Origin of the sequence: Gloeomargarita sp. SKYB120, assembly GCA_025062155.1 — a bacterium.
GTDB lineage: Bacteria > Cyanobacteriota > Cyanobacteriia > Gloeomargaritales > Gloeomargaritaceae > Gloeomargarita.
The window spans coordinates 76,637-98,505 of the sequence record JANXAM010000001.1; the positions used below are offsets into that span (position 1 = coordinate 76,637).

Consider the following 21,869-nt stretch of genomic DNA (forward strand, 5'->3'; position numbering starts at 1 on the left):
CCCCAGACGCGGTATGATTGTTACAAATCGTAACAAATAGGGGAAATGGGGATGGAGATGGCCTTGTTGCCAGGAACGGCGGCGGAACGCTATGACCCTCAACGGATTGCCCAGGTGTACGACGCCCAGCGGTGGCGGGTCTGGCGGCGGGCGCTGGCGATTGTCGTCCCATTGCTAGGGTTTGCCCTGCGACTGGCGTGGGACTGGCTGACGGGACAATCCAAGGCCAAGGAGGCGCAGCGGGCGCAGCAGTTTCGCGAGCTGTTGACAGACCTGGGGCCAGCGGCCATCAAGATTGGGCAAGCCCTGTCCACTCGTCCCGACCTGGTGCCGCCGGTGTATCTGGAGGAACTGACCCTGCTGCAGGACCAGTTGCCCCCCTTCCCCAACGAGGTGGCCTACCACTTCATCGAACAGGAGCTGGGGCAAAAGCCGGAGATGCTGTTTGCGGAACTATCGCCCCAACCGGTGGCGGCGGCGTCCTTGGGCCAGGTTTATAAAGGTCGGTTGCCCAGCGGCGAGTGGGTGGCGGTCAAGGTCCAGCGCCCCGGCCTGGTGGAACAAATCAGTCTGGACATTTACATCCTGCGCCATCTCCTGGCCTGGGTGAAAAAGCGGGTGAAACGGATTCGCAGTGACTTAGTGGCGATCCTGGACGAGTTTGCCACCCGCCTGTACGAGGAAATGGACTATACCCAAGAGGGACTGAATGCGGAAACATTCGCCCGCCTGTACGGCCATCTTCCCGATATTTATGTGCCGAAAATCTACTGGCATTTGACGCGGCGGCGGGTGTTGACGATGGAGTGGATTGACGGCATCAAGCTCACGGATGTTGAACAGATGCGGGCTGCCGGTCTGGATACCAAAAAGATGGTGGCGATTGGGGTGCAATGCTCCCTGCGGCAACTGTTGGAGCATGGCTTTTTCCACGCCGACCCCCACCCGGGCAATCTCTTGGCGACACGGGACGGGAAACTGGCCTATTTGGATTTCGGCATGATGAGCTATGTGAGTCCCCAGCAGCGCTATGGGTTGATCACCGCCATCGTCCACATGGTCAACCGGGATTACGAAGCCCTGGCGATGGATTACGTGCATCTGGGGTTTTTGTCGCCGGAGATTGACCTGACGCCTATCAAACCCGCCATTACCCAAGCCTTCACCGACATCCTGGGGCCGGCGGGGGCGCTGGGGGCCAGCGTTTCCCAGCTCAATATCAAGAGCATCACCGACCGCCTGTCGCAGCTCATGTACGAGTATCCGTTCCAGGTGCCGGCTTACTACGCCCTGATCATCCGGTCGCTGGTGACGCTGGAGGGGATTGCCATCACCATTGACCCGCAATTCAAGGTCTTGAGCGTGGCCTATCCCTACGTGGCCAAGCGGTTGCTCACAGACCCCGCTCCCGAACTGCGCCAATCCCTGCGGGATTTGTTATTCAAAGACGGCACCTTCCGCTGGAATCGCCTGGAAAACCTGCTCCGCAACGCGGCCAACAGCGACGATTTCGACCTGGAAAAGGTGCTGATGCAAGTGGGGGATTTCCTGTGGTCCGAGCGAGGGCGTTTCATTCGGGAGAAGTTGGCGGAGGAACTGGCGGTGGGACTCGACCAATGGGGGCAACAGCTCTGGCGACAACTGCTCCCCAACAGTCAGCCGCTGACCTTGCCAGCGAGTAGTCCAACGCCCTCCACCTGGGACCACCTGCGCTCCCTATGGCAAATCCTGCAAGACGCCCCTGGATTTGAACTCCGGCGCGTGTTACCCTTGGTCTCCCGGTTGGTGCTCCGCCCGGAGACGAGCCAGTTCGCCCAGCACGTGGCGCGGCGGGTCGGGGAGCGGTTCCTGAGTCGCTGGCTGCGGCAATGGGCGCTCAACGGCAGTCGGGCGGCGTTGGCCCTGGCTCCCCGCTAACACCGTTTGCACCGTATAAAGCAACACCGCTAGTTTGTAGGTCAAGAACCCCAAGATGGCCGGTAGGAGTTGCAAGCGTGGCCAGCGCACCACCAGGATAAACAAGCCCACCACCAGCAACAGGCGCGGCGAGGGTAAAGGCGAAAAACGGGTTTGGGTAGTGCCCAACTGGGCAACGCTGCGGGCCAGCAAGCGCAGGTACACCATTCCCACCATGGCCCCCAGCAGGTAACTCGCCGCCACCTCCAGGCCATAGACCCACCAGCAGAGAACAAAGGCGCTCCCGGCTAGCAGGAGAGTTGTCTGGAGCAACCAACGCTTGAGCTGCTCGTAGTCAGACATGGGGTTCGGGGGTGGGTACGGGCGTCGCCGGTTGCTGGGGGAACACCAGACGCAACAGCGGTGGCGCTAGAAACGTCGTCAGGATTACCATCACGACAATCCCGGCATCGAGGGCGTCGCTCAAGACCCCGCTACTGGCGCCTGCGGCGGCAAACACCAGTCCCACCTCCCCGCGCGGAATCATGCCGACGCCGACCGCGAGACGGTTCAGTTTGGTCTTGCCCCAACCCGCGCCAATGCCGCTGGCCACCTTCCCGAGAATCGCAACCGTTACCAGAAACGCCGCCAGGACTAGACCCTCGCGGTTGGCGGGAATCGCCGGATTAAACACGCTGAAATCCGTCCGCGCCCCTACGCACACAAAAAACAAGGGCACAAAAAAGTCCGCCAGGGGCATTACTTGTTCCTCGATGTCCCGTTGCCGCTCCGTTTCCGAAAGGATGAGCCCCGCCGTGAACGACCCCAGAATTGCCTCCAACTGGATCGCCGCGCCGATGACCGCCAGCACCAGCATCAGCACTAGGGACATCACCAGCAGGCTTCCCCGCGTTTTCATGTTATTAACCAGCCCGATGAATAGGGGACTCAGCCAGCGGCCCAGCAGCACCGAACCGACAAGAAACACCGCCGCCCCGACAATCAGATAGACGACCCTACCTACTTCCACTTCGCCGTTTTTCGCCAGGCTAGCTACCACCGCCAGGATGATGATTCCCAGCACGTCATCCAACACCGCCGCGCCCAAGATCACCTGACCTTCTGGGGAACTCAGTTGTTGTAACTCCGCCAGCACCTTTGCCGTAATCCCGATACTAGTTGCCGTCAAAGCCGCCCCAGCAAAGATGGCGGGAATCGTCGGCACATGAAACAGCGTGATCAAGCCCACCGTCCCTGCCACAAACGGCACAGTCACGCCAACGACTGCCACCAGCGTCGCTTGGATCCCGACCCGCAACAGCTCCTGGAGGTTCGATTCCAGGCCGATTTCAAACAGGAGAATAATCACGCCCAACTCCGACAGCAGGGTAACGACTTCCCCTTGGGCGGCAAAGGTGGCCTCCTGCACCTCCGGCGACAGGTCCAGCAGCGACTGCACGCCCTGCATCAGCAAGGAATCCTGAGCCATGAGACCGTGTTCGGGAAACACCACGAGGTGCAGTACCGAAATGCCAACCACAGCGCCTGCAAGCAATTCCCCCAGCACCGGCGGCAGGTCAAAGCGCGCGCAGATTTCTCCTCCCAGCCGTCCGGCCAAGTAAATCACCATCAGGCTGAGCAGCACCATCAGCAAAACTCCTGTAGGGTCGGCAGACACCGCTGCAGTGGCAAGCATTGGCATGAACGCACCGGGAATACATTACTGGGTGAGAGTTTAACCTATTGGCCCAAGGAAGTACTAGATCAATCGCTTACAATTACTGGCCGGCTCGGAAACCCTGTCATGTCTGCTCAGTTGTATCGAATCTATCGCCATAGCCGCACGACGACGTTGAGCAGAACGGTTAACACCAGGCTGAGTAAGAGCATCGTTCCCAGCGGTGCAATGAATGTGAAATTACCGTTGTTAATCACAATATCGCCCGGCAGGCGTCCAAACCAGGGAAATCGAGCGCTAAAAGCCAGCATAAAACCTATCAAAAAGAGCACCGCGCCTGTTATCATCAAGAGTTTGCCAATTTCAGTCATGGAACGACCCACCCATCCCTGCTATTCCTAGTGTAGAAACATGTTAGGATTTGGCGCGGATGCTTTCATCTCAGGGTGACGTGCGCACCATCTGGATCGTGCGGCATATGCACCGCGAGGATGCGGACAACCCGAACTGGCCAGGGCAGGCTCCCTATCCCGACGACCCGGACCTATCGCCGTTGGGTCATGCCCAAGCCCAACAGTTAGCCCAATTTTTTGCCGAGCGACCCCTGGATTACATCTTTTGCTCCCCGTTTTTGCGGGCTTTGAGCACTGCGCAACCCGTCGCTCGCCTGAAAAAGCTCCCCATCCACGTCGAACCTGGTTTGAGTGAGTCCCTGACCCGCGAATTTTTTCCTGTCGCTCCGCAACTACACGACCCGGCCACGCTCCGGCAGCGCTTCCCCGAAATTGACCCCGATTATCAACCGCTCTACGTGCCCCAGTACCCTGAAGAGGGGCTAGCGGCGATGGCCCGCGCCGGTCAGGTGGCGCTTGCACTCGTCCAACGCTTCCCTGGCAATCTCCTGCTGGTGGGACACGGCGCTTCCGTTTGGGGCGCTACCTGGGGCCTGTTGCCGCAAAAGCCAGAGATTCACTGCGACTTTGGGGCGCTCGTGGAAATTACGGAAACCCCCAACGGCTGGCAGTTGCAGAAGGCTGGTGTTACGGATTATCTCGTGGGTGCGTTATCTCAAAGCTACCCGGCAAACTACGGGGTACGCCCTTGAGAGTTAGATACAGAGTAGGTGGGTCATCGCAAAGGCATCGGGTAAACTACGGAATTTACAGGTCCTTAACGATTAAGTGTTGTTATGTGAAAACTATGGGCTGTTCTATCCAAAAGTCTCTATACTAACTAAGGAAACATTAAAATTTGCGTGTGAAAATTGTATGGAGCAGATGGAATTTTCATTGCTCCTTCAGCAAGCAACGTTACAGGTCCAGGAAAGTGTGCCGGTTTTAGGTATACTGCAATCGTTATTGACAACATGGCAACGGGGATCAGGCGCAAAAGGGATTGGCTTGTATCGGGAACAACAACCGGTTTTGCGGGTCGGGGAGCTAACGTTATTCCACCCATTGCCCTGCACTTGGCAAGCTCAAAAAGTAACTAGAGACACAGGTGAAACCTGGTTTTTGCCGGTGCGAGTGCGGCAACAGGGAGCAGCCTGGTTAGTAGTGAATTGGGAGATATGTCCCAGCGAAACCCTGTACCAGCAGGGAGAAGTCTTGGCCGCCCACATCGGGTTAATCATTCAAGCCACGAATTGGGAACATCTCCAACCGGAACTCCAGGACCAACCCTACTATTTCTTGCTCGATTCACTGCCCATTGGCGTAGGGCTAGCCAATGCACAAGGGGAATGTATCTACGTCAACAATGCGATTTTGCGAATGTTTCAAGCGCCAAAGCAAGATTTGCTGGGCCAAGGTTGGTCTGCTTTCATTCATCCCGACGACCGGCAGCGGGTGCTAGAGACCTGGCGGGAGATATTGCAATCCCCTAGCGACTTTGAACTTGAATACCGTGTTCGACGCCCCAGTGGTGACGTTATCTGGGTGCATTCGTATTTGGCTGTCTTGCGGAATGATAGCGGTCAAGTGGTGGGTTTTCTTGGTGCGGTCACCGACATCACCCAGGCCAAGGTTCTAGAACAAATGCTCACCCAGAGCGAGAAAAGGTATCGCAACCTGGTGGAATATCAAACGGATTTTCTGCTCTATTCGCTAGCAGATACCACGATTACATTTGCCAATCCAGCCCTGTGTGACGCTCTGGGCTATACGTTCGATGAAATGGTTGGCATGAAGTGGGATGACCTGGTGCTACAAAAACAGGATTTGCAAGTCCTCAAAGGCAACGTGCAGCGTCTGTCTCAGGAAGAATCCATCTTTCACTATGCGAACTATATTCGCGGCAAGCAAGGGCAAACCCTGCTGGTCGAGTTCTTAAACTTAGGAATTTTTGATGAGCATGGGCAATTGCTGGCGATTCAATCCTTGGGGCGAGATATCACCGAACTGCGGCGAGCTGAACAGGAGCTACGGGATAGCCGGGACTTTTTAGCGACCCTGATTCAGAATATTCCGGGAATCGTCTATCGTTTTCATCCAGCCACTCCTGAACGTCCTGCTTACTTAAGTTATATAAACGGCTACGCCGAAGAAATCTTTGAGTTACCGGCTAGTCAAATCATGGCCGACCCCTGTGCAGTTTGGGAGCAATATACTCACCCCGATGATTTAGAAAGATTGACAACTTCTGTGCAGTCTGCGGTTGAGCAGAAAGCCCCCTGGCATTGCGAGTGGCGTATGATCACACCTTCGGGCAAGTTGAAATGGCTGCAAGGACGCTCCCAAGTGCGACAGCAGGGTGATGAATGGTTTTGGGATGGCCTGATTTTGGATGTCACCCAATCAAAACTAGCAGAACTAGAACTTGAACGAAATAGAGCTTTTTTAGAGCGAGTTATTGACGCGACAAAAGCCATCATCTATGTCTATGACTTGGAAAACCAGCGCAATATATTTGTTAATCCCGAAATCGAGCAGGTGTTGGGATATTCACCCGCCGAAATCCAAGCGATGGGGAGTGAATTATTCAACCGCCTGGTGCATCCAGAAGATATGCCTGTCATTGAGGCCAATATATCACGCCTGCTCCATCCCCAGACAACTGGCGAAGTCATGGGGGAATACCGGATGCGAACCAAAAGTGGTGAATACCGCTGGCTTTTGAGTCACGACAGGATCTTCAAGTGCAATGAACAGGGACAACCGCAACATATCTTGGGTGTAGCCGTGGACATCACCGAACTCAAAAACGTCCAGCAAGCGCTTGCAGAAAACCAGCGGCTTTTGCAACAGATTCTGGATAATTTGCCAGTAACTGTGTGGCGGTATCAACGGTGGCCGGATGGTCGGGAGACCTTTCTCTATGTTAGCCCAGGTTGCCAGGAACTTTTTGGAATTACTGCTGAACAAATGCTCCAAAATCCCCAAACTCTCTGGCAACTCATCGTTCCCCAGGATATACCCGTTGCTCACGCATCATTGGAGCACTCCCTTGAACATTTGATGACATGCCGGTGCGAATTTCGGATCATAACCCCGTACGGCGAATGCAAGTGGATACGGGGATGCGGGCAACCGGAACGCCAACCTGACGGCAGCACCATTTGGGACGCTGTTTTTGTTGACATCACTGCGCAAAAAGAAGCGGAATTTCAGCTACGAGACTTCAATCAGCAGTTAGAACAGCGGGTCAGAGAACGCACAATACAACTGCAACAACAGGCCCAAACGGAAGGACTCCTGCGCATCATTATCGAGACCATCCATCAGTCTTTAGACATTGAAAAAACCCTAAATGTTGTCCTGGAGGAAACCCGACGCACCCTGGCCTGCGACCGGATTTTAGTGTACAAGTTCAATGACGACTGGAGCGGTTATTTCCTGGCGGAATCGGTGGCCGCCGGTTGGGATCCAGTTATAACTGGACCGCAAACGCCCCTAGCGGATCACTGTCTCCAGGAGACCGAAGGTGGTCGTTTTCGACATCACTACATCCTGGTGAGTAACGACATCTACAATTCCGGTTTTAGCGAGTGCCATATTCGATTGCTGGAGCAATTTCAAGCTCGCGCCCAGGTGGTGGTGCCCATCTTTCTCAACCAAAAACTGTGGGGACTGCTCGCTGCTTATCAAAACAGTGGCCCGCGTGCCTGGCAAACACATGAAATTGAAATGCTCCAGCACGTGGGGTTGCATTTGGCGATTGCGCTCCGCCAGTCAGAACTCTACAAAGCGGCACAAGCGCAAGTGGTGGAATTGCAAAAGCTCAACCAACTCAAGGACGAATTTCTTAGCACCGTTTCCCACGAATTGCGCTCCCCGATGCACAATATCGGTTTGGCCCTGAAAATGTTGGAGTTGCGGCTCGCGCGAGCCGGGATACTCCATGATGAAAATCTAGGGATAGGCCGCTATCTAGACGTGCTCAAAACGTCCACGCAACGGGAAACGGATTTAATTAACGACCTGCTGGATCTCGCCCGACTCAACGCCGACCCTTCGGATTTACCCACTGAACTGGTGGATGTACCCAAACTGCTGGATGAACTGTTGCCGCCGTTACGGGAGCGCATGGCCGCCCAGCAGCAGACCTTTATCCTGGAAATACCGGAAACATTTCGCTATTTGGAGACCCACGCCGCTTCGCTCGCTCGCATCCTGCAGGAGTTGCTCCACAACGCTTGCAAGTACACCCCACCGCAGGAGACCATCACGCTAGCCATTCAGCGCTTGGGGGACCAATGCGACTTTCGGGTGATCAATACCGGCGTGGAAATTCCGCCGGAGGAACAGCAACGGGTGTTTGATACCTTCTACCGCATTCCCAGCCACGACCCTTGGCAGTACGGGGGCACTGGGTTGGGTTTAGCGCTGGTGAAAAAACTGGTTGAGCGCCTGCATGGGGAAATTCACCTGTTTAGCGCTCATAAAAAGACGGAATTTCGGGTGCGACTGCCTGTGGGTGAGACAGGAAATGGTGGCGGCGCAACCGGGTGATATAATGCACCAAAGCCAGTAAGGACAACTCAACCAAGGGGGGCAACAATGACGGCGACTTGGCAGGACGGCTATGTAACCGAAATTCCCTATACCCACGGCTTTTACCACCACTTGAGTCCGGCCAATCTCAACTTGTGCCTGCTCACCAAACAGGTGCAACCACGCCCCCTGGACCGGCCTTTTACCTACTGTGAGCTAGCCTGCGGCTACGGGTTAACCACTAACCTGCTGGCGGCGGCCTATCCCCAGGGCAGTTTTTACGCCAACGACTTCAACGCCACCCACATCGCCTACGCGCGCCAGTTGGCCGCCGATGCTGGCTTGACCAATGTCACCTTTAGCGACGCCAGTTTTCAGGAGTATCTCGACGAGGATTTGCCCCAGTTCGACTTCATCTGTTTCCACGGCATCTATAGCTGGATTAGCGAGGAAAATCGCCGCATTATCCGGGAATTTATCCGCCGCAAGTTGAAGGTAGGAGGTGTGGTCTATGTCTCCTACAACACGCTGCCGGGGTGGGGGGTCATGGCCCCGATTCAAAAGCTGATGCAAGCCCACCGGGAACGCGCTAGCGGCACGCTGATTGAACGGTTAAAAACCTCGCTGGAATTGATCGAATTGTTGAAAAACAACCAGGCGATTTACCTGCAACACCCCTGGTTAGCTCCCCGTTTAGAACAGTTCAAAAACCAAAATGTCCACTACCTGGTGCATGAATTTTTCAACCAGCACTGGCATCCCCTGTACGTGGATGAAGTGATTGCCGAAATGAGCACGGTGAAGCTGAGTTATGTCGGCTCGGCCCACGTGGTAGACCACATGGATGCCTTTAACCTGCCCACCGCCGCGATCAACCACCTGGCCCAGATTAACGATGTGGCGATGCGGGAACTGGTGCGGGACTTTTATCTCAACGGCCAATTTCGCCGGGATGTCTATGTGCGAGGACCGGTGGCCATCAGCGGGGAAATGCAGGTGCGCTACCTAGAGCCAATGCCCTTTGTGCTGACGGTGTTGCCCGAAGCGGTGAAGCTGGAGCATCAGACAACAGCGGGCCAGGTGCAACTGCAACCGAGTCTCTATCAACCGCTGGTGGAACAACTGGCCCAGGGACCCATCACGGTGGCGGAACTAGTGAACCGTCTCTCGCCTCAGGGAATCACCTTGCAACAAATTGGCCAGGCGCTCATTGTTCTCACGGGCTTGGGGTATGCCCATCCAGTGGTCGGTAGTGGAACCCACACCGAAGGGTTTAACCGGGCGGTGATTGAGCGGTCTGAGATCGACGGCGAAGTACAGTTTTTAGCCAGCCCCGTCATCGGCAATGGGGTGAAAGTCTCCCACCTGGAACTGCTATTTCTCCTGGCGGAGCGGCGACAACAGGCTCCCTACGATTTTGTCTGGCAGATTCTGGAGCGCCGCAACCTGAAACTCACCAAGGACGGCAAGGTGCTGGAAACCCCTGAGGAAAACCGTCAGTTTCTCCAGGAGCAGGTCACCCAGTTTGAGCAACAGGGGCGGGCGCTGCTGCGGCGGTTGGGGATTTAGCGCTGGATACCGCTTATCTGGTCGCGTTTGGGGGTCGCAGGACGATCCATCGCTCTGACAAACTGGAGCGGACAACACTCGCCCAAGTGGTGAAAGGATAATCAGTGCAGAAGCCGCAGTGACTCACTATAGCTAAGCACAGAATTCTTGACATAGGCGGCAACCGGAACCCTACATGTCTCCCTGTTGGTTGCTTCTCAAGCGCGACAACCTAAATGTTTCCTGCTATAGCTTTTTGTCAGGTTTCTAGCCGAATACCGAGTTCCCTTTATCCAGACGATGTTGCTGGGCATCCAACCGCGCCGCTGCAAAGTTCCGCAAGCACTTGCTCTTGAAACGTCTAGGAGAATTCGCCAGACTGCATCAACCGTCTCTGCTAGAGTTAATAACCACAATAACCCCATTTCAGGAGACTCAATGCGCAAGCTGTTTTCAATCCGGCTGCGGCAATTCAATAGTCACAGGTGGCTAGTGGTCAGCCCTGTTTTGTGCGGTGTCAGTATAGCCAAGTCATCTATGTTTGCTATCTCTCGGGTTGCAGGGCGCAGCCCCGTTGTTGGTTCTCTCCCTAATAAATCCTCAGGCGGCTGCCGGTCCTCCGCATCAAAGCTCACTTTCTGCCTTTGGCCAGAACGATAGCCGGAGGTTTGTCGCTGCCGGCTTTGGACTTGACGTAAGCCAGGGACGATTGGGGGTCGATTCCTAAGGAAGGGGCGTCCACCATTGCCTCCCGGTCGGCGCTCAAAAACACCAACTGCCAGCCGTACTTGGGATGACCGCCAACACGACTTTGCTGGGCTGTCTCTCGCAGGCCATCTGGGCGAGACTCTGCTCCTGTCCCATCCATCGCATCGTAGAGCGGGGTGCTGGCCCGAGGCCCACAGGTCTCCGGCAATCGGGCGGAAATAGTGAATGATTTCATAGGGATCCCGGTTGTCAAATTTCACCAAGGTCAAGGTGGCATGACCCGTCCGGTTGCTGTTGCTGCTCTCGCAAAAAGGCGTTGAAACTGGATCGATGCCATCGAACCAGTGCGGTCCACAATCACGGAAATGTGGGTGTCATCGGGCATCATGGTATCCATTTCTCAAGCGCGACCTTGTTCGGTGTAGCCAGGGCGATGAAGCGTTCCTTTCCAAAGCCCGGCTAATCCGCAAACAGGTCAGGGGCTAACGTGCCTTGGGCGACGCCTCGCACAGGGCCAGTCAAGGTTACAGCCAAATCCGGCGCAATGCGAATCTGCAATTCGCCCCCTGGCATCTCGACGGTCACCTCCGGATCGCACAAACCTAACCGGTAGGCGACGGCAGCGGCGGCACTGCTGCTGCTCCCGGAGGCCAGGGTGTACCCCGCGCCTCGTTCCCAAATCTCCAAGCGCAACCGTTGCCGGGAAACCACCTGCATAAACTGCACATTAGTGCGCTGGGGGAACAAAGGATGGTTCTCGATGGCGGGTCCGTAGGTCTGGGCCAAGGTCGGACTGGTCTCCGGCACCAGGATCACGCAGTGGGGATTGCCAATCGTGGCCGCTGCGAAGGTAAAGGTTTGGTCGCCCACCGCAATCGGCTCCTGGAGCACTTCGCGGTCGGGGCCGGTTACAGGAATCAGCCGACTCCGAAACGACACCCGCCCCATGTCCACCTGCACTTGACGGCCCTGTTGTTGCACCTGCACACTGACGCGTCCCCCGAGGGTTTGCACCTGGAACGGCGCTTCTCCCACTAGACCCCGGTCCCAGAGATAGCGGGCGAAAATGCGTAACCCATTGCCGCTTTTTTCAGCTTCGGAACCGTCGGGGTTGAAAATCCGCACCCCAAAGTCTGCGTTCGGCGCCGGCAGAGGCCCTAGCAATACACCATCCGCCCCTACCCCAAAATGCCGGTGACACAGGCGCTCAACCAGCCACGGTTGCAGTATATCCCCCCCCTGCGCCGGGTCGAGTACCAGATAGTCGTTGCCTAGGGCCTGGTACTTCCAAAAGGGAACCGCCAACTAGTTCGCTTCCTCCTCGTACTCCGGTTGCGGGATGTTGATGGGCGGTTGGTAGGGCTGTGGTTCCGCCCAGACGTCGGCCGTCACATCCTGGTCCATGGTCACTGGCTCGGGTTCTAGGGGTTCGGCATAGGCCGTCTCCACCCGCCGCTTGGGTTTCCGGACCGGACGAGGTTTCGCCACCTCCGTCTCTTCCCAATTCTCTTCCACAGACGCACGCCGGGATTCGCTGCCACTGCCCAACCGGTTTTCTACGCTAACGGGCGTGGGGAGATAGTTTGTCTCCTCTTCCCGCTCCCAGGGCGGTTTGCCAATGCCAATGGCCTCCAACCAACCCCGCGTCAACTGGCGCAGGCGCTCCTCCGCTCCCTCAAACACAATCAACTTGTCGGCGCTGACGCTGACTACTTCCTCGACCGATAACTCGTAGGTGCTCACCAACCGCGCGGGAATCCGGGGCACCCCCAACGCATCAATCACCAGGTGGGAAATGCGACCGTCCGCTAAGTCGAATTCAAAATCCCGCACCTTGCCCAAAAACTCACCGGTCTCGGTAATCACCTCGGTCCCCACCAACCGAGTGTAGGGCGACGTATCCAATTCCTCTAACACCTGGTCGTTTTCCACTAACACCACATCCCCCACCTGCCGCACATGCTCCCACTGTAGGGAAGAACTTGGCTCTCCCGGCAGGTAATTGTTCACCAGGGACTCCTTGATGTCTAAGGCCACCACCCGCCAGGCATCCACATCGCACCAGACTTGGCTGACCACCCCTAGCCGTCGTCCGCGGTCGCGGGTAATCACTTGGCTGTCAATCAGGGCTGAACGAAAACAAACCTGGGTTGTCGCTTTCATAGACAGGGGTGGGTCCACTGCTCCACCAAAGACTGTCTTTCTATTTTAGCGGCATTTCCTGTTGCGCCAGCCGTTCCCGTAACCGCCGCAGCGCATCGGCCCAGCGGGGATCCGGTTCGGGGATGTCCACATCGTTGTGGGCAGTCGGTGTTGCTTTGCGCCGGTTGGCTGGCCGTTGGCCGTTCCGGTTGGCCTGGGGCCGAGAATTAGCCTTCACCGGTTTTTCCACCGTCTCTGGGGCCGCCGCCACCACCGCTTCCTTGGACTCCTTGCCCTCCTTGTCCTTGGTGCGGGGGAGCGCCTTTTCCACCTTGAGCACCTGCTCCCGGAAGGTTTTCCCGTTGAACCGGCTCACCAGCTCGTCCGCCTCCGCTTCGGTTTTGACCGTCAGAAACCCAAATCCACGGCACTTTTGGGTTTTGCGGTTGGTGATCAGCTTGAGGGATTGGATCGCCGTGACATCCCGAAACAGGGTCTCCAAAAGTTCTTCCTTCTTTACATCCTCGGGTAAATTCCCCACATATATCCGCACGGTCATGGAACACCTCCTAAATAACAAAAACGCTACGGCAAGGACGGGACTCAGGGCCAAACAGAGAGACCAAATTGTGACAAACTTTCGCGGGTGACTGGTACGTTGCTGTTGCCCAAACAAGTACCTTAATTTAGGTTACCATACCCAGGGGGAACCTGGAAAAGGCTTGATCCCCACTAGTAGCCGCTGGCTCCGCTATCAACTGTGATGGAACAGGGGACCCGTACCACACCGCTAGTGTGTTGACCGTCCGGCAGCAATTCCAACCAGCGAAATCCAGGAAATGCCGTATCTAAAGCAAAGGTCGCCGCTTGGGGGGCAAATTGGATACAAGTGGAGGGCGTGCTGTAGTACGTCACACCACAGCGCCGCCAGGTATGTTCCTGATGCACATGCCCACACAGCACCACTCGCACCTGGGGATGGGCATCGAGGACCGACCAGAGCGCCTCGGGGTTGCGCACGCGGCTGTCGTCCAACCAGGGCGACCCCACCGGAAACAGGGGATGGTGCAGAGCAATCAGGGTCGGTTCCGGGTGTTGCGCCAAATCCGTCGCCAGTTCCGCCAACACGGTGGGGGACAAAAACCCGCCCACCTCCCCTGGCAGCGTAGAATCCAGCAGGGCAAAATACCAACCCCCCGCCTGAAATCGTTTGTCTGGGCAGAGCCCACCCGTCGTCAGAATGCGCTCTAGGGGGTTTGCCGCGTCGTGATTTCCCGCCAACCAGTAGATGGGACAGGACAGGAGCTGCAACGCTGCCACCAAGCGTTCGTAGGACGCGTCGCTCTCGTCCTGGGACAGGTCCCCCGTCAACAACACAAGGTCAGGGTCATAAACCACTACCTGCGCTACTACCTGCTGTAGCGTCTCCCAGGTAGGACATCCCAGTAGTGTCTGCCGAGGGTCAGCAAACAGGTGGGTGTCGGTCAGTTGCACCACCCGCAGCGGTCGGTTCACCGGTCCTGGTTAGTCGTCGTACACTCGGCATTCCGCCGCATCGGGATTGGCATCACAGTACTGCTCGAAGGAGGTCTTGGGAGTCTGGGCTTGCCGTTGATGGGCGGCCTCCGCCTGCAATTCCTCTACCGTATCCCAGGCCACAGCGCACTCCGGCGAGTCAATTCCCTTCTGCTCGCAGATCGCCCGAGCCGCCTCCAGTTCCGCCTGAATTTGCGCGTGAATGTCGCTCATAGAACCCTACCTAACGGAATAGACTACCTACCTTTGTATCGCAGATACCGGCGTAGCACCAATTTCATTCTAGTTTTTTTTCAGCATTGCCCGTTAGCCGTTGCGTCAGGTGGGTCAAGACCGCCAACGCTTGCTGGCTATGGCGCACCAAAGCCCAGGCCGCTCCGGGTCGTTGGAGCAGCACCTTCGCCAGCAGCAGGGGTTGGACCCGCCCAGCCTGGATAGCGCGATTCAAGTCGGGCAAGGGCTGGTGCATCCCATCGCTGACCACCCGCACCATGCCCAGCCGGGGGAGACGTTCCAGCAGGACATAACCCTCCATGTCCACCACCCCACAGGCAAATTGCTCGCCCAGTCGCTGCTTGTCCGCCGGTTGGGTCACCACGCGGGGGGTCGTCAACCCCTGCACTAGGGGCAGAGCCAGCCGTTGCGCTAACCACTGGGTCAGTTGCGGGTCGCAGGCGCGCCAAGCGCCCGAGGGGTAAGCCGTACAACCCTGGTAGACTACGGCGGCGCCTACGCGCCAGGCCGGTTGCAACGCCCCCGCGAGACCCAGCAACACCGCTGGACGGCCCACCAGGTGGTTTTGATAGTGAGTCCACCAGTCGGCCAATTCCTGGGCGCCCAGGGGTACTGGGATAACAGGCCAAGCTGACGGTGCGCCGCGTCGAACCGCCCAGTACTCTGCTCCCTGAACCGCCAGGAGGACTAGGCCGGCGACATCTGCGTCCGTTTCTGGGGCCACCGTTGCCACAGGGTCAACAGTAGGCGGGACAGGTGAGGCAACAGACGCGGCTGGAGCAGTTCGGGGTCAAACGCCTGCATACGCCGCTCGTTTTCCTGCACACAGGTCGCCAAAAAACGACGTAGGGTCAAGTCTGGGGCAAAGACCAACGCGCCGGTGGCCGTGAATCCCGCTCCACTGGCATCCGCACGCCGCACGGACCTCAGCAGGTGACGCAGCGCCTTGCTGTAGTTCCACAGCGTGTTCAGGCCCCGGTAGAGGAAAAATCCTCGGCCCCCACAGGCTTGCTGGTAGGCCATCCAGTTGACGAAAAACACGATGTGGCGGGCCTCCTCGTCAAGGATAGGGTCGAACAGAGTCAGCAGCGCCTCGGGGAAAAAGCCCGACTGCTGGGCAATGCGGAAAAAGCCGAAGGCGAAAAACGAGTCTAGACACTCGCTGTAGCCGAAGTCAATGAAGGCCTGCTTGAGGTTTTTGGGTGGGGTGTAGGGGGGGTCTAGCACCACAGGAATGCCATAGCGCTGGACCAAGCTGGCCAACAAGCGTCCATGCCGCGCCTCCTCGTCCGCCTGGAGCGCCACTGCCGCTCGGAGTAAAGGGTCGTCAATCTCCTCGGCAAAGGCCCGCGCCATGACCCCAGCGCGCTTTTCCGTTGCCAGCGCCTCCTGCCAGAAGGGAATCCCCCGCAGGAAGGCCAAGGTTTCCGCATCCAGGTCAGGCCAGGGGAATTGGGCTGGGTCGTAAGCCCGGTGCGTCTCCAGCAAGCTGCGACAGAACAATTCCCGATGGGCGGGGCTCCCTACACGCATGCCTTGTCTCTCTCCACAGCGGTTCTCCATCACCATACGCGATGGGCGGCTGGTTTGGCAAATCGGAGTGATAGAGTATTGATTGGTCGCGCGCAACGCCCATGTCCCTCATCCAACGCCTGCAAACCCAACTGCGCCAAGGCGAGACCACAAGCGTGGCCCTGGTGGAGCAGTACCTGGAGCGGATTCGCCGACGAGAACCCCACCTCAAGGCCTATCTCACCGTCACTGCTGATCTGGCCCTGGCCCGGGCAGCGGAAATGGACGCCCGTCGCGCCCAGGGGGAGGACCTGGGATGGCTCATGGGAATTCCCATCGCCCTCAAGGACAACCTGTGCCTGCAGGGGATTCCTACGACCTGCGCCTCCCGCATCCTGGAGGGGTACGTTCCCCCCTACAACGCCACAGTGGTGGAGCGGTTATGGCAGGCGGGTGCCGTGGTCCTGGGCAAGACCAACCTGGATGAGTTTGCCATGGGAAGTTCGACGGAGCATTCTGCCTACCAGGTAACGGCCAACCCCTGGGATATCACGCGTGTGCCGGGCGGGTCCTCCGGCGGGTCGGGTGCAGCGGTGGCGGCTCAGACCTGTGTGGCGGCCTTGGGGTCTGACACGGGCGGCTCGATCCGGTTACCGGCGGCATTTTGCGGGGTGGTCGGTCTCAAGCCCACCTACGGGCGGGTATCGCGCTACGGGTTGGTGGCCTATGCCTCGTCGCTGGACCAAATCGGCCCCCTCGCTCCGACCGTGATGGATGCAGCGCTGGTGCTCCAGGTAATTGCGGGGCACGACCCCAAAGACAGCACTAGTCTGGCGGTTCCCGTCCCGGACTACGCCCAGGCACTCACCGCCTTGCCGACAAAACAGCCCCTCAAGGGAGTGACCCTCGGCGTGATCCAGGAAACCGTGGGAGAAGGTCTAGACCCCCAGGTGCGCCAGGCGTTTGACGCAGCGGTGGCCCAGTTCCAATCCCTGGGGGCGCAGGTGGTTCCCCTGTCCTGCCCCACGTTTGCTACGGGCTTGGCCGCTTACTACATCATTGCCCCCGCCGAAGCCAGCGCCAACCTGGCCCGCTACGACGGGGTGAAGTATGGGTTGCGAGTGCCGGCACCAGATGTAGTGACGATGTATGAACAAACGCGGGGGCAAGGGTTTGGCCCAGAAGTGAAGCGGCGGATTATGCTGGGGACTTATACCCTGTCGCGGGGGTATTACGATGCCTATTACCTGCAGGCGCAGAAGGTGCGGACCTTGATCCGGCGGGATTTTGAGCAGGCGTTTACCCAGGTGCAGGCGTTGTTGTCTCCGACCGCGCCGGTGCCGGCGTTTCCCATTGGTAGCAAGCGCCATGACCCCCTGAGCATGTACCTGACGGATTTGATGACGATTCCGGTAAATCTGGCGGGATTGCCGGCGGTGAGTGTGCCCTGTGGATTCACGGCGGAGGGACTCCCTATCGGTTTACAGATCATTGGGCCGGTGTTGCAGGAGACCCGCCTGTTACAGATTGCCCACGCCTATGAACAGAGCACCCCGTGGCATCGGCGGGTGCCTCCATTGGTGCGCGATGGCTAGAGCCTGGATGGTCGCTTTGGTCGGGGTGGGGGTGGTTGCAGGCATCGCTGGTTTTCTTCTCGGACGGGAGCGTCCCCCCGTGTCCGAACAGCGGGTTGCTAGTCCCGTAGCAACGCCAGTCCCTACCCCGGGCGGCCAAGGTCGGGGGGTTCGGGGCGGTCTGGTGAACCAGGAACAGCAGGCGAGAGCGTTGATCCAGAACCTGTACCAGGCTCTCTCGGCGAAAGATTGGGCTGCGGCAGCCACCGCCTACACTCCCGCGATGCAGGCCCAGTTTGACCCCAGCTTCTTTGCCCAGTTTGAACGGGTGACCGTGGACGACTTGCGGTTGGTCGAGCAGACGCCGGACCGGTTGGAGTTTATCGGGCGGAACACCTACGTCTATCCCAACGGCGACACCCAGGAGGAGGAGCGCAGCTACACGGTGGTCTGGTCAGGGGGAGGACCGCTGATCGCCGATTCGCGGTTCTTGCGGGTGACCAAACCCCGCCGTTAGTTGTCCGTTCGGTGTTGCCATTTCCACAGGGCCGCCGACACCCCATTGGTGACCCCGTGGGCTACGACCGCCACCAGCAGATTCTCCCGCCAGAGCACGGCGCTCCCCAGTGCAAAACCGATGAGACTGGCCCAGAGACCGTAGGGCCATTGGCGCCACCCGCCCATGTGCAACAGGCCAAAACCGGCACTGCTGACTACTAGCCCCAGCCACGGAGGCTGGACCGCTGGCAAAATCACCCCACGGAACAGGAATTCTTCGCTCAGGGCCGGGAGCAGGGCTAGCCACAGCAAGTCCGGCCAGACCAGGGGCTTCAACACTAAGGCCATGTAGTCCTCGCTACAGGCGCGGTAGCTCGGCCACAGGCGGTACACCAACCGGCTCAACCCGGTAATGCCCAGCCCAAGGGCCACGCCCCAGCCCAGGTCCGGGAGCCGCCAAGCCCAGGGGGATTGGGCCAGGGGGTCAAAAAATTGCCACAGGCGCGCCACCAACAACAGGACCACGGCGGTAAGGCCCATCGCCACTAAAATTTCCCAGCGGGACAACCGGGGCGTCGTGGTCATGGGGCGTATCTCCGGCCACACCAGCGCCAGTCCACACCCGCTTTGTGAGCTGCTACCACCCCGATGGCCTCTAGGTAGGAAGCGACTTGGATGGCGGGAATGTCTAATGCCTCGGGAGAAACGGCCATGCGGGAGACGTTTTCCGACACCGCAATCACCCGCTTCCCCTGCGCCGCCCAATGCAAAACTGCAGCGCCACCGCAGGCGGTCGCCGGTACCACCACCGCGTCCACGGCATCGGTCCACAGACTCCCAGCGGTGCGTTGGGTCACATAGCTCGGCGCGCGACTCAGGCCCACCAGCACCGACGGCAAAAAGGTGTACCCCAGCTCCTCCGCCGCTGCGCGGGGGTCCACCGTGGGGTCCAAAGGCAAGGGGCGCACCGCCGGCGCATGGGCGCAGGGCAGTTGAAACGTGCGCACCACCAGATGGCTGATGATGGCCTCCGCTCCCGCCAAGGGGTCCACGCCTCGTCCTTGGCGGTAGTCCTGGAGTTGGGCCGCCTCCACCTCAGGAAATCGGGCCACCACCGCCACAGCAGTCACCCGATAGCGTTCCTTCAGGGTGCCGACGGCACGCAGTAAACTGTCCGGCTGAGCAATCGTCCCCCAAGTCGCCCCGGAAGTAGCCTTCTGCAAGGTCACCCCAAGCGGTGTGTCCGTCTGCACCCAACCGGCAATTGGGAGTCCCAAGGTGGCCTGAGCGGCCTGCATCACCTGCTGGTGCCGTAGCTGGAGGTCGGGTTCGATGCCGCTGTCTAGCACCACGCCGATGCGCTGGTCATGCACCGGCTGCAACCCCCACACCCCAGCGGCGAATTGGTCAAGGGCATAGCCCTCCACGTACCACACCCGCTCGCTAGGCCAGTACAACATCGCGCCGTTTAGCACGTTGGGGTGGGTAATCAGGCAATCTACGACTTCAGCCAGGGCCCGCACCACCGGCAGCGCGTCACCGGCGTAACCCCCTACCGCCGCCCCAATCCCGGTCGGAATCACCAGCGCCGCCGTGTAGGGCCGTTGGTTCACCATGCCCTAAAACATCTGGGTTTCTTCAGTGTTGACCGTCGCCGACTTGATGCTGCGAAAGTCAACGGTTTCAGTGTGTTTTTTGAATTCCTCATCAGTCATGTAAACGATGGAATAGCGGGCTTCCACATCCCCAAAGCTGATGGCATCTCCATCTTTGAGTTCCCCCGAGGTCCAAAGCTGGCCGTTAACGCGGGTGCCGTTGGCGCTGCGGTTGCCCTGGGCGTCTCCATCTATCAAGCGGTAGCGATAGCCCTTGGTTGCTGGGTTGGGAAGGCGTAATAGGATGGCATGACGCCGCGAGACGGTCTTGGATTTGAGCACAATGGCATTGCTTGGGTCGCGCCCTATGGAGTAGGTCGCTGCTTCCAGGGCAATCGCCCGAGACCCATCATCGTCGTGAACGATTAGTAAATGCCGCTCGCGGGGCGCCTCGCTCATACATCACCTGTGAAAAGGCTAACGGCTGGGGGCTATCCCTTCTCCCATCATACGCTACGGGCCAAGGGTTCGATCAGTCGGCTAGTTTTTGTTTCAACAATTCGTTGGTGCGCTTAGGGTCGGCCCGCCCCTTGGAGTGCTGCATGACCTTGCCCACGAAAAAGCCAAACAGTTTGGTTTTGCCGGCGCGGTACTGCTGGAGTTCTTGGGGATGGGCGGCCAACACCTCGTCAATCCAGGCGTTCAGAAGGGCGGGATCCGACACCTGGGTTAGCCCCCGCGCTTCTACCAGGGCCTTCGGAGACCCCCCCTGGGTCAGCAACTCCGGCAGCAGGTCCTTGGCAATCTTGCCGCTAATCGTACCCGCCTGGATTAACCCAATCAACTCCGCCAGCTCCTGGGGCTGGCAGGCCAGGTCGCGGATGTCCCGTTTCTGGGCCTTGAGCCAGGCCGTCACATCGCCGGTCAACCAGTTGGCCGCCTGTTTGGGGTCGGCCCCCGCCGCCACCACCGCCTCGAAGTACTCAGCGAAGGAGCGTTCATCGGTCAACAGGCGGGCGTCGTAGGCCGATAAATGCAGTTCCTCCTGATAGCGATGGCGTTTGGCCGCCGGGAGTTCGGGAAGTTCTTGCCGCCAGCGCTCGATTTGTTCGGGCGTGAGTTGAATAGGGGGCAAATCCGGTTCTGGGAAGTAGCGGTAATCGCTCGCGCCTTCTTTGCTGCGCATGCTCACGGTGCGCTGTCCCGCCTCATCCCACAGCCGCGTTTCCTGGATAATGGGTTCCCCCTTTTCCAGGGCGGCAATCTGCCGTTTGGCCTCGTAGTCAATCGCCCGTTGGAGCGCGTTGAATGAGTTCAGGTTTTTGATCTCCACCTTCGTGCCGAAGCGGGTTTCCCCTACGGGACGCACGGAGATATTTACGTCGCAGCGCAGGGACCCCTCCTGCATGTTGCCGTCGCACACCCCCAGATACCGGACAATCCGGCGCAATTCCTGGGCGTATTCCGCCGCTTCGGCCCCAGAGCGCAAATCTGGCCCGCTGACAATCTCGCACAGGGGCACACCCGCTCGGTTGAAATCCACCAGCGAATAGTCGGACCCCGACAGCCGTTCCGCTCCCGCGTGGACGAGCTTGCCGGCATCCTCTTCCATGTGCAGCCGCTGGATAGTCACCCGCTTGCGGTAGAAGTTCCCCTGGGCATCCGGCAACTCGATTTCCAGCCAGCCGTTGGTGGCAATCGGCAAATCGTACTGGGAGATTTGGTAGTTCTTGGGCAGGTCGGGATAGAAGTACTGCTTGCGGTCGAATTTGCTGTAGGGGGCAATGGTGCAGTTGAGGGCCAGGGCCGTTTTCACCGCGTACACCAGCACCTGCTCGTTCAACACCGGTAGGACGCCGGGATGGCCTAAACAGACGGGGCAAACCTGGGTATTGGGGGGCGCGCCAAAGGCCGTCGAACAGCCGCAAAAAATCTTCGTGGCTGTCTGGAGCTGGCAGTGAATTTCCAGCCCGATGATGGTTTCGTAACGGGTGGCAACAGTCGCACTCATGATGGC

The 21,869-nt window shown here is 58.5% G+C and carries 20 protein-coding genes and 1 pseudogene; 6 read left to right on the top strand and 15 right to left on the bottom strand.

Translation table 11 applies throughout. The features are described from left to right. The first annotated feature begins 51 nt into the window (after positions 1-51). Entirely contained in the window at positions 52-1,917 is a 1,866-nt protein-coding gene (locus NZ705_00435) for an AarF/ABC1/UbiB kinase family protein (GenBank protein ID MCS7291429.1), read from the top strand. 54 nt (positions 1,918-1,971) lie between these two features. On the opposite strand, the pseudogene NZ705_00440 reads toward NZ705_00435, so the two are convergent. From NZ705_00440 to NZ705_00450, 3 genes and pseudogenes are all read right to left on the bottom strand, one after another. Next, positions 1,972-2,259 (bottom strand): annotated as a pseudogene (locus tag NZ705_00440) (hypothetical protein). Continuing rightward, positions 2,252-3,598 (bottom strand): cation:proton antiporter, encoded by a 1,347-nt coding sequence (locus tag NZ705_00445; protein ID MCS7291430.1) that lies wholly within the window; start codon positions 3,596-3,598, stop codon positions 2,252-2,254. Before NZ705_00445 ends, NZ705_00440 begins: the two are co-directional and overlap by 8 nt. Positions 3,599-3,723: 125 nt before the next feature. Further along, positions 3,724-3,945 carry a DUF2905 domain-containing protein gene (locus NZ705_00450; GenBank protein ID MCS7291431.1) on the bottom strand — a complete coding sequence of 74 codons (222 nt, stop codon included), beginning with the start codon at positions 3,943-3,945 and terminating at the stop codon, positions 3,724-3,726. Between the two features lie 80 nt (positions 3,946-4,025). Here NZ705_00450 and NZ705_00455 point away from each other — a divergent pair, with 80 nt between their 5' ends. From NZ705_00455 to NZ705_00465, 3 genes are all read left to right on the top strand, one after another. Continuing rightward, a complete protein-coding gene (locus NZ705_00455) occupies positions 4,026-4,679 on the top strand; it encodes a histidine phosphatase family protein (GenBank protein ID MCS7291432.1) in 654 nt (217 codons plus the stop codon). A 172-nt stretch (positions 4,680-4,851) separates the two neighbouring features. After that, on the top strand, positions 4,852-8,523 hold the full coding sequence (locus tag NZ705_00460; GenBank protein MCS7291433.1) for a PAS domain-containing protein: 3,672 nt from the start codon (positions 4,852-4,854) through the stop codon (positions 8,521-8,523). Positions 8,524-8,571: 48 nt separating this feature from the next. Beyond that, positions 8,572-10,074, top strand: coding sequence for a class I SAM-dependent methyltransferase (locus NZ705_00465; protein ID MCS7291434.1), 1,503 nt, complete (start codon positions 8,572-8,574; stop codon positions 10,072-10,074). A gap of 610 nt (positions 10,075-10,684) precedes the next feature. Here the strand turns inward: NZ705_00465 and NZ705_00470 are convergent. From NZ705_00470 to NZ705_00505, 8 genes are all read right to left on the bottom strand, one after another. Further along, on the bottom strand, positions 10,685-10,996 hold the full coding sequence (locus NZ705_00470) for a hypothetical protein (protein MCS7291435.1): 312 nt from the start codon (positions 10,994-10,996) through the stop codon (positions 10,685-10,687). Between the two features lie 224 nt (positions 10,997-11,220). Then, the gene (gene dapF / locus NZ705_00475; protein ID MCS7291436.1) at positions 11,221-12,066 is read right to left on the bottom strand and encodes a diaminopimelate epimerase; all 846 of its coding nucleotides are present in this window, start codon (positions 12,064-12,066) and stop codon (positions 11,221-11,223) included. Continuing rightward, a complete protein-coding gene (locus NZ705_00480) occupies positions 12,067-12,924 on the bottom strand; it encodes a PRC-barrel domain-containing protein (GenBank protein MCS7291437.1) in 858 nt (285 codons plus the stop codon). 40 nt (positions 12,925-12,964) lie between these two features. Beyond that, positions 12,965-13,462 carry an RNA-binding protein gene (locus NZ705_00485; protein ID MCS7291438.1) on the bottom strand — a complete coding sequence of 166 codons (498 nt, stop codon included), beginning with the start codon at positions 13,460-13,462 and terminating at the stop codon, positions 12,965-12,967. Positions 13,463-13,635: 173 nt separating this feature from the next. Further along, a complete protein-coding gene (cpdA, locus tag NZ705_00490; GenBank protein MCS7291439.1) occupies positions 13,636-14,418 on the bottom strand; it encodes a 3',5'-cyclic-AMP phosphodiesterase in 783 nt (260 codons plus the stop codon). 9 nt (positions 14,419-14,427) lie between these two features. Beyond that, entirely contained in the window at positions 14,428-14,652 is a 225-nt protein-coding gene (locus tag NZ705_00495) for a Calvin cycle protein CP12 (protein MCS7291440.1), read from the bottom strand. Between the two features lie 64 nt (positions 14,653-14,716). Next, on the bottom strand, positions 14,717-15,406 hold the full coding sequence (locus NZ705_00500) for a hypothetical protein (protein MCS7291441.1): 690 nt from the start codon (positions 15,404-15,406) through the stop codon (positions 14,717-14,719). Continuing rightward, positions 15,361-16,206 carry a ferritin-like domain-containing protein gene (locus NZ705_00505; GenBank protein ID MCS7291442.1) on the bottom strand — a complete coding sequence of 282 codons (846 nt, stop codon included), beginning with the start codon at positions 16,204-16,206 and terminating at the stop codon, positions 15,361-15,363. Before NZ705_00505 ends, NZ705_00500 begins: the two co-directional genes overlap by 46 nt. 101 nt (positions 16,207-16,307) lie before the next feature. On the opposite strand from NZ705_00505, the gene gatA reads away from it, so the two are divergent. Continuing rightward, positions 16,308-17,780, top strand: coding sequence for an Asp-tRNA(Asn)/Glu-tRNA(Gln) amidotransferase subunit GatA (gatA, locus tag NZ705_00510; protein ID MCS7291443.1), 1,473 nt, complete (start codon positions 16,308-16,310; stop codon positions 17,778-17,780). After that, positions 17,773-18,276 (top strand): hypothetical protein, encoded by a 504-nt coding sequence (locus NZ705_00515; protein ID MCS7291444.1) that lies wholly within the window; start codon positions 17,773-17,775, stop codon positions 18,274-18,276. Before gatA ends, NZ705_00515 begins: the two co-directional genes overlap by 8 nt. Here the strand turns inward: NZ705_00515 and NZ705_00520 are convergent. From NZ705_00520 to gatB, 4 genes are all read right to left on the bottom strand, one after another. Beyond that, the gene (locus tag NZ705_00520; protein ID MCS7291445.1) at positions 18,273-18,842 is read right to left on the bottom strand and encodes a CPBP family intramembrane metalloprotease; all 570 of its coding nucleotides are present in this window, start codon (positions 18,840-18,842) and stop codon (positions 18,273-18,275) included. The genes NZ705_00515 and NZ705_00520 overlap by 4 nt on opposite strands. Continuing rightward, positions 18,839-19,873 (bottom strand): DUF3326 domain-containing protein, encoded by a 1,035-nt coding sequence (locus NZ705_00525; GenBank protein MCS7291446.1) that lies wholly within the window; start codon positions 19,871-19,873, stop codon positions 18,839-18,841. Before NZ705_00525 ends, NZ705_00520 begins: the two co-directional genes overlap by 4 nt. Positions 19,874-19,876: 3 nt before the next feature. Then, positions 19,877-20,311 (bottom strand): FHA domain-containing protein, encoded by a 435-nt coding sequence (locus NZ705_00530; GenBank protein MCS7291447.1) that lies wholly within the window; start codon positions 20,309-20,311, stop codon positions 19,877-19,879. A gap of 73 nt (positions 20,312-20,384) precedes the next feature. Beyond that, positions 20,385-21,863, bottom strand: coding sequence for an Asp-tRNA(Asn)/Glu-tRNA(Gln) amidotransferase subunit GatB (gene gatB, locus NZ705_00535; GenBank protein MCS7291448.1), 1,479 nt, complete (start codon positions 21,861-21,863; stop codon positions 20,385-20,387). Positions 21,864-21,869 lie beyond the last annotated feature (6 nt).

Coding starts and splice junctions, on each gene's coding strand:
- gatA (MCS7291443.1), top strand. CDS start 16,308: ATGTCCCTCATCCAACGCCTGCAAACCCAACTGCGCCAAGGCGAGACC.
- NZ705_00435 (MCS7291429.1), top strand. CDS start 52: ATGGAGATGGCCTTGTTGCCAGGAACGGCGGCGGAACGCTATGACCCT.
- NZ705_00505 (MCS7291442.1), bottom strand. CDS start 16,206: ATGCGTGTAGGGAGCCCCGCCCATCGGGAATTGTTCTGTCGCAGCTTG.
- NZ705_00515 (MCS7291444.1), top strand. CDS start 17,773: ATGGCTAGAGCCTGGATGGTCGCTTTGGTCGGGGTGGGGGTGGTTGCA.
- NZ705_00480 (MCS7291437.1), bottom strand. CDS start 12,924: ATGAAAGCGACAACCCAGGTTTGTTTTCGTTCAGCCCTGATTGACAGC.
- NZ705_00460 (MCS7291433.1), top strand. CDS start 4,852: ATGGAATTTTCATTGCTCCTTCAGCAAGCAACGTTACAGGTCCAGGAA.
- NZ705_00470 (MCS7291435.1), bottom strand. CDS start 10,996: ATGAAATCATTCACTATTTCCGCCCGATTGCCGGAGACCTGTGGGCCT.
- NZ705_00525 (MCS7291446.1), bottom strand. CDS start 19,873: ATGGTGAACCAACGGCCCTACACGGCGGCGCTGGTGATTCCGACCGGG.
- gatB (MCS7291448.1), bottom strand. CDS start 21,863: ATGAGTGCGACTGTTGCCACCCGTTACGAAACCATCATCGGGCTGGAA.
- NZ705_00450 (MCS7291431.1), bottom strand. CDS start 3,945: ATGACTGAAATTGGCAAACTCTTGATGATAACAGGCGCGGTGCTCTTT.
- NZ705_00445 (MCS7291430.1), bottom strand. CDS start 3,598: ATGCCAATGCTTGCCACTGCAGCGGTGTCTGCCGACCCTACAGGAGTT.
- NZ705_00465 (MCS7291434.1), top strand. CDS start 8,572: ATGACGGCGACTTGGCAGGACGGCTATGTAACCGAAATTCCCTATACC.
- NZ705_00495 (MCS7291440.1), bottom strand. CDS start 14,652: ATGAGCGACATTCACGCGCAAATTCAGGCGGAACTGGAGGCGGCTCGG.
- NZ705_00485 (MCS7291438.1), bottom strand. CDS start 13,462: ATGACCGTGCGGATATATGTGGGGAATTTACCCGAGGATGTAAAGAAG.
- NZ705_00530 (MCS7291447.1), bottom strand. CDS start 20,311: ATGAGCGAGGCGCCCCGCGAGCGGCATTTACTAATCGTTCACGACGAT.
- NZ705_00520 (MCS7291445.1), bottom strand. CDS start 18,842: ATGACCACGACGCCCCGGTTGTCCCGCTGGGAAATTTTAGTGGCGATG.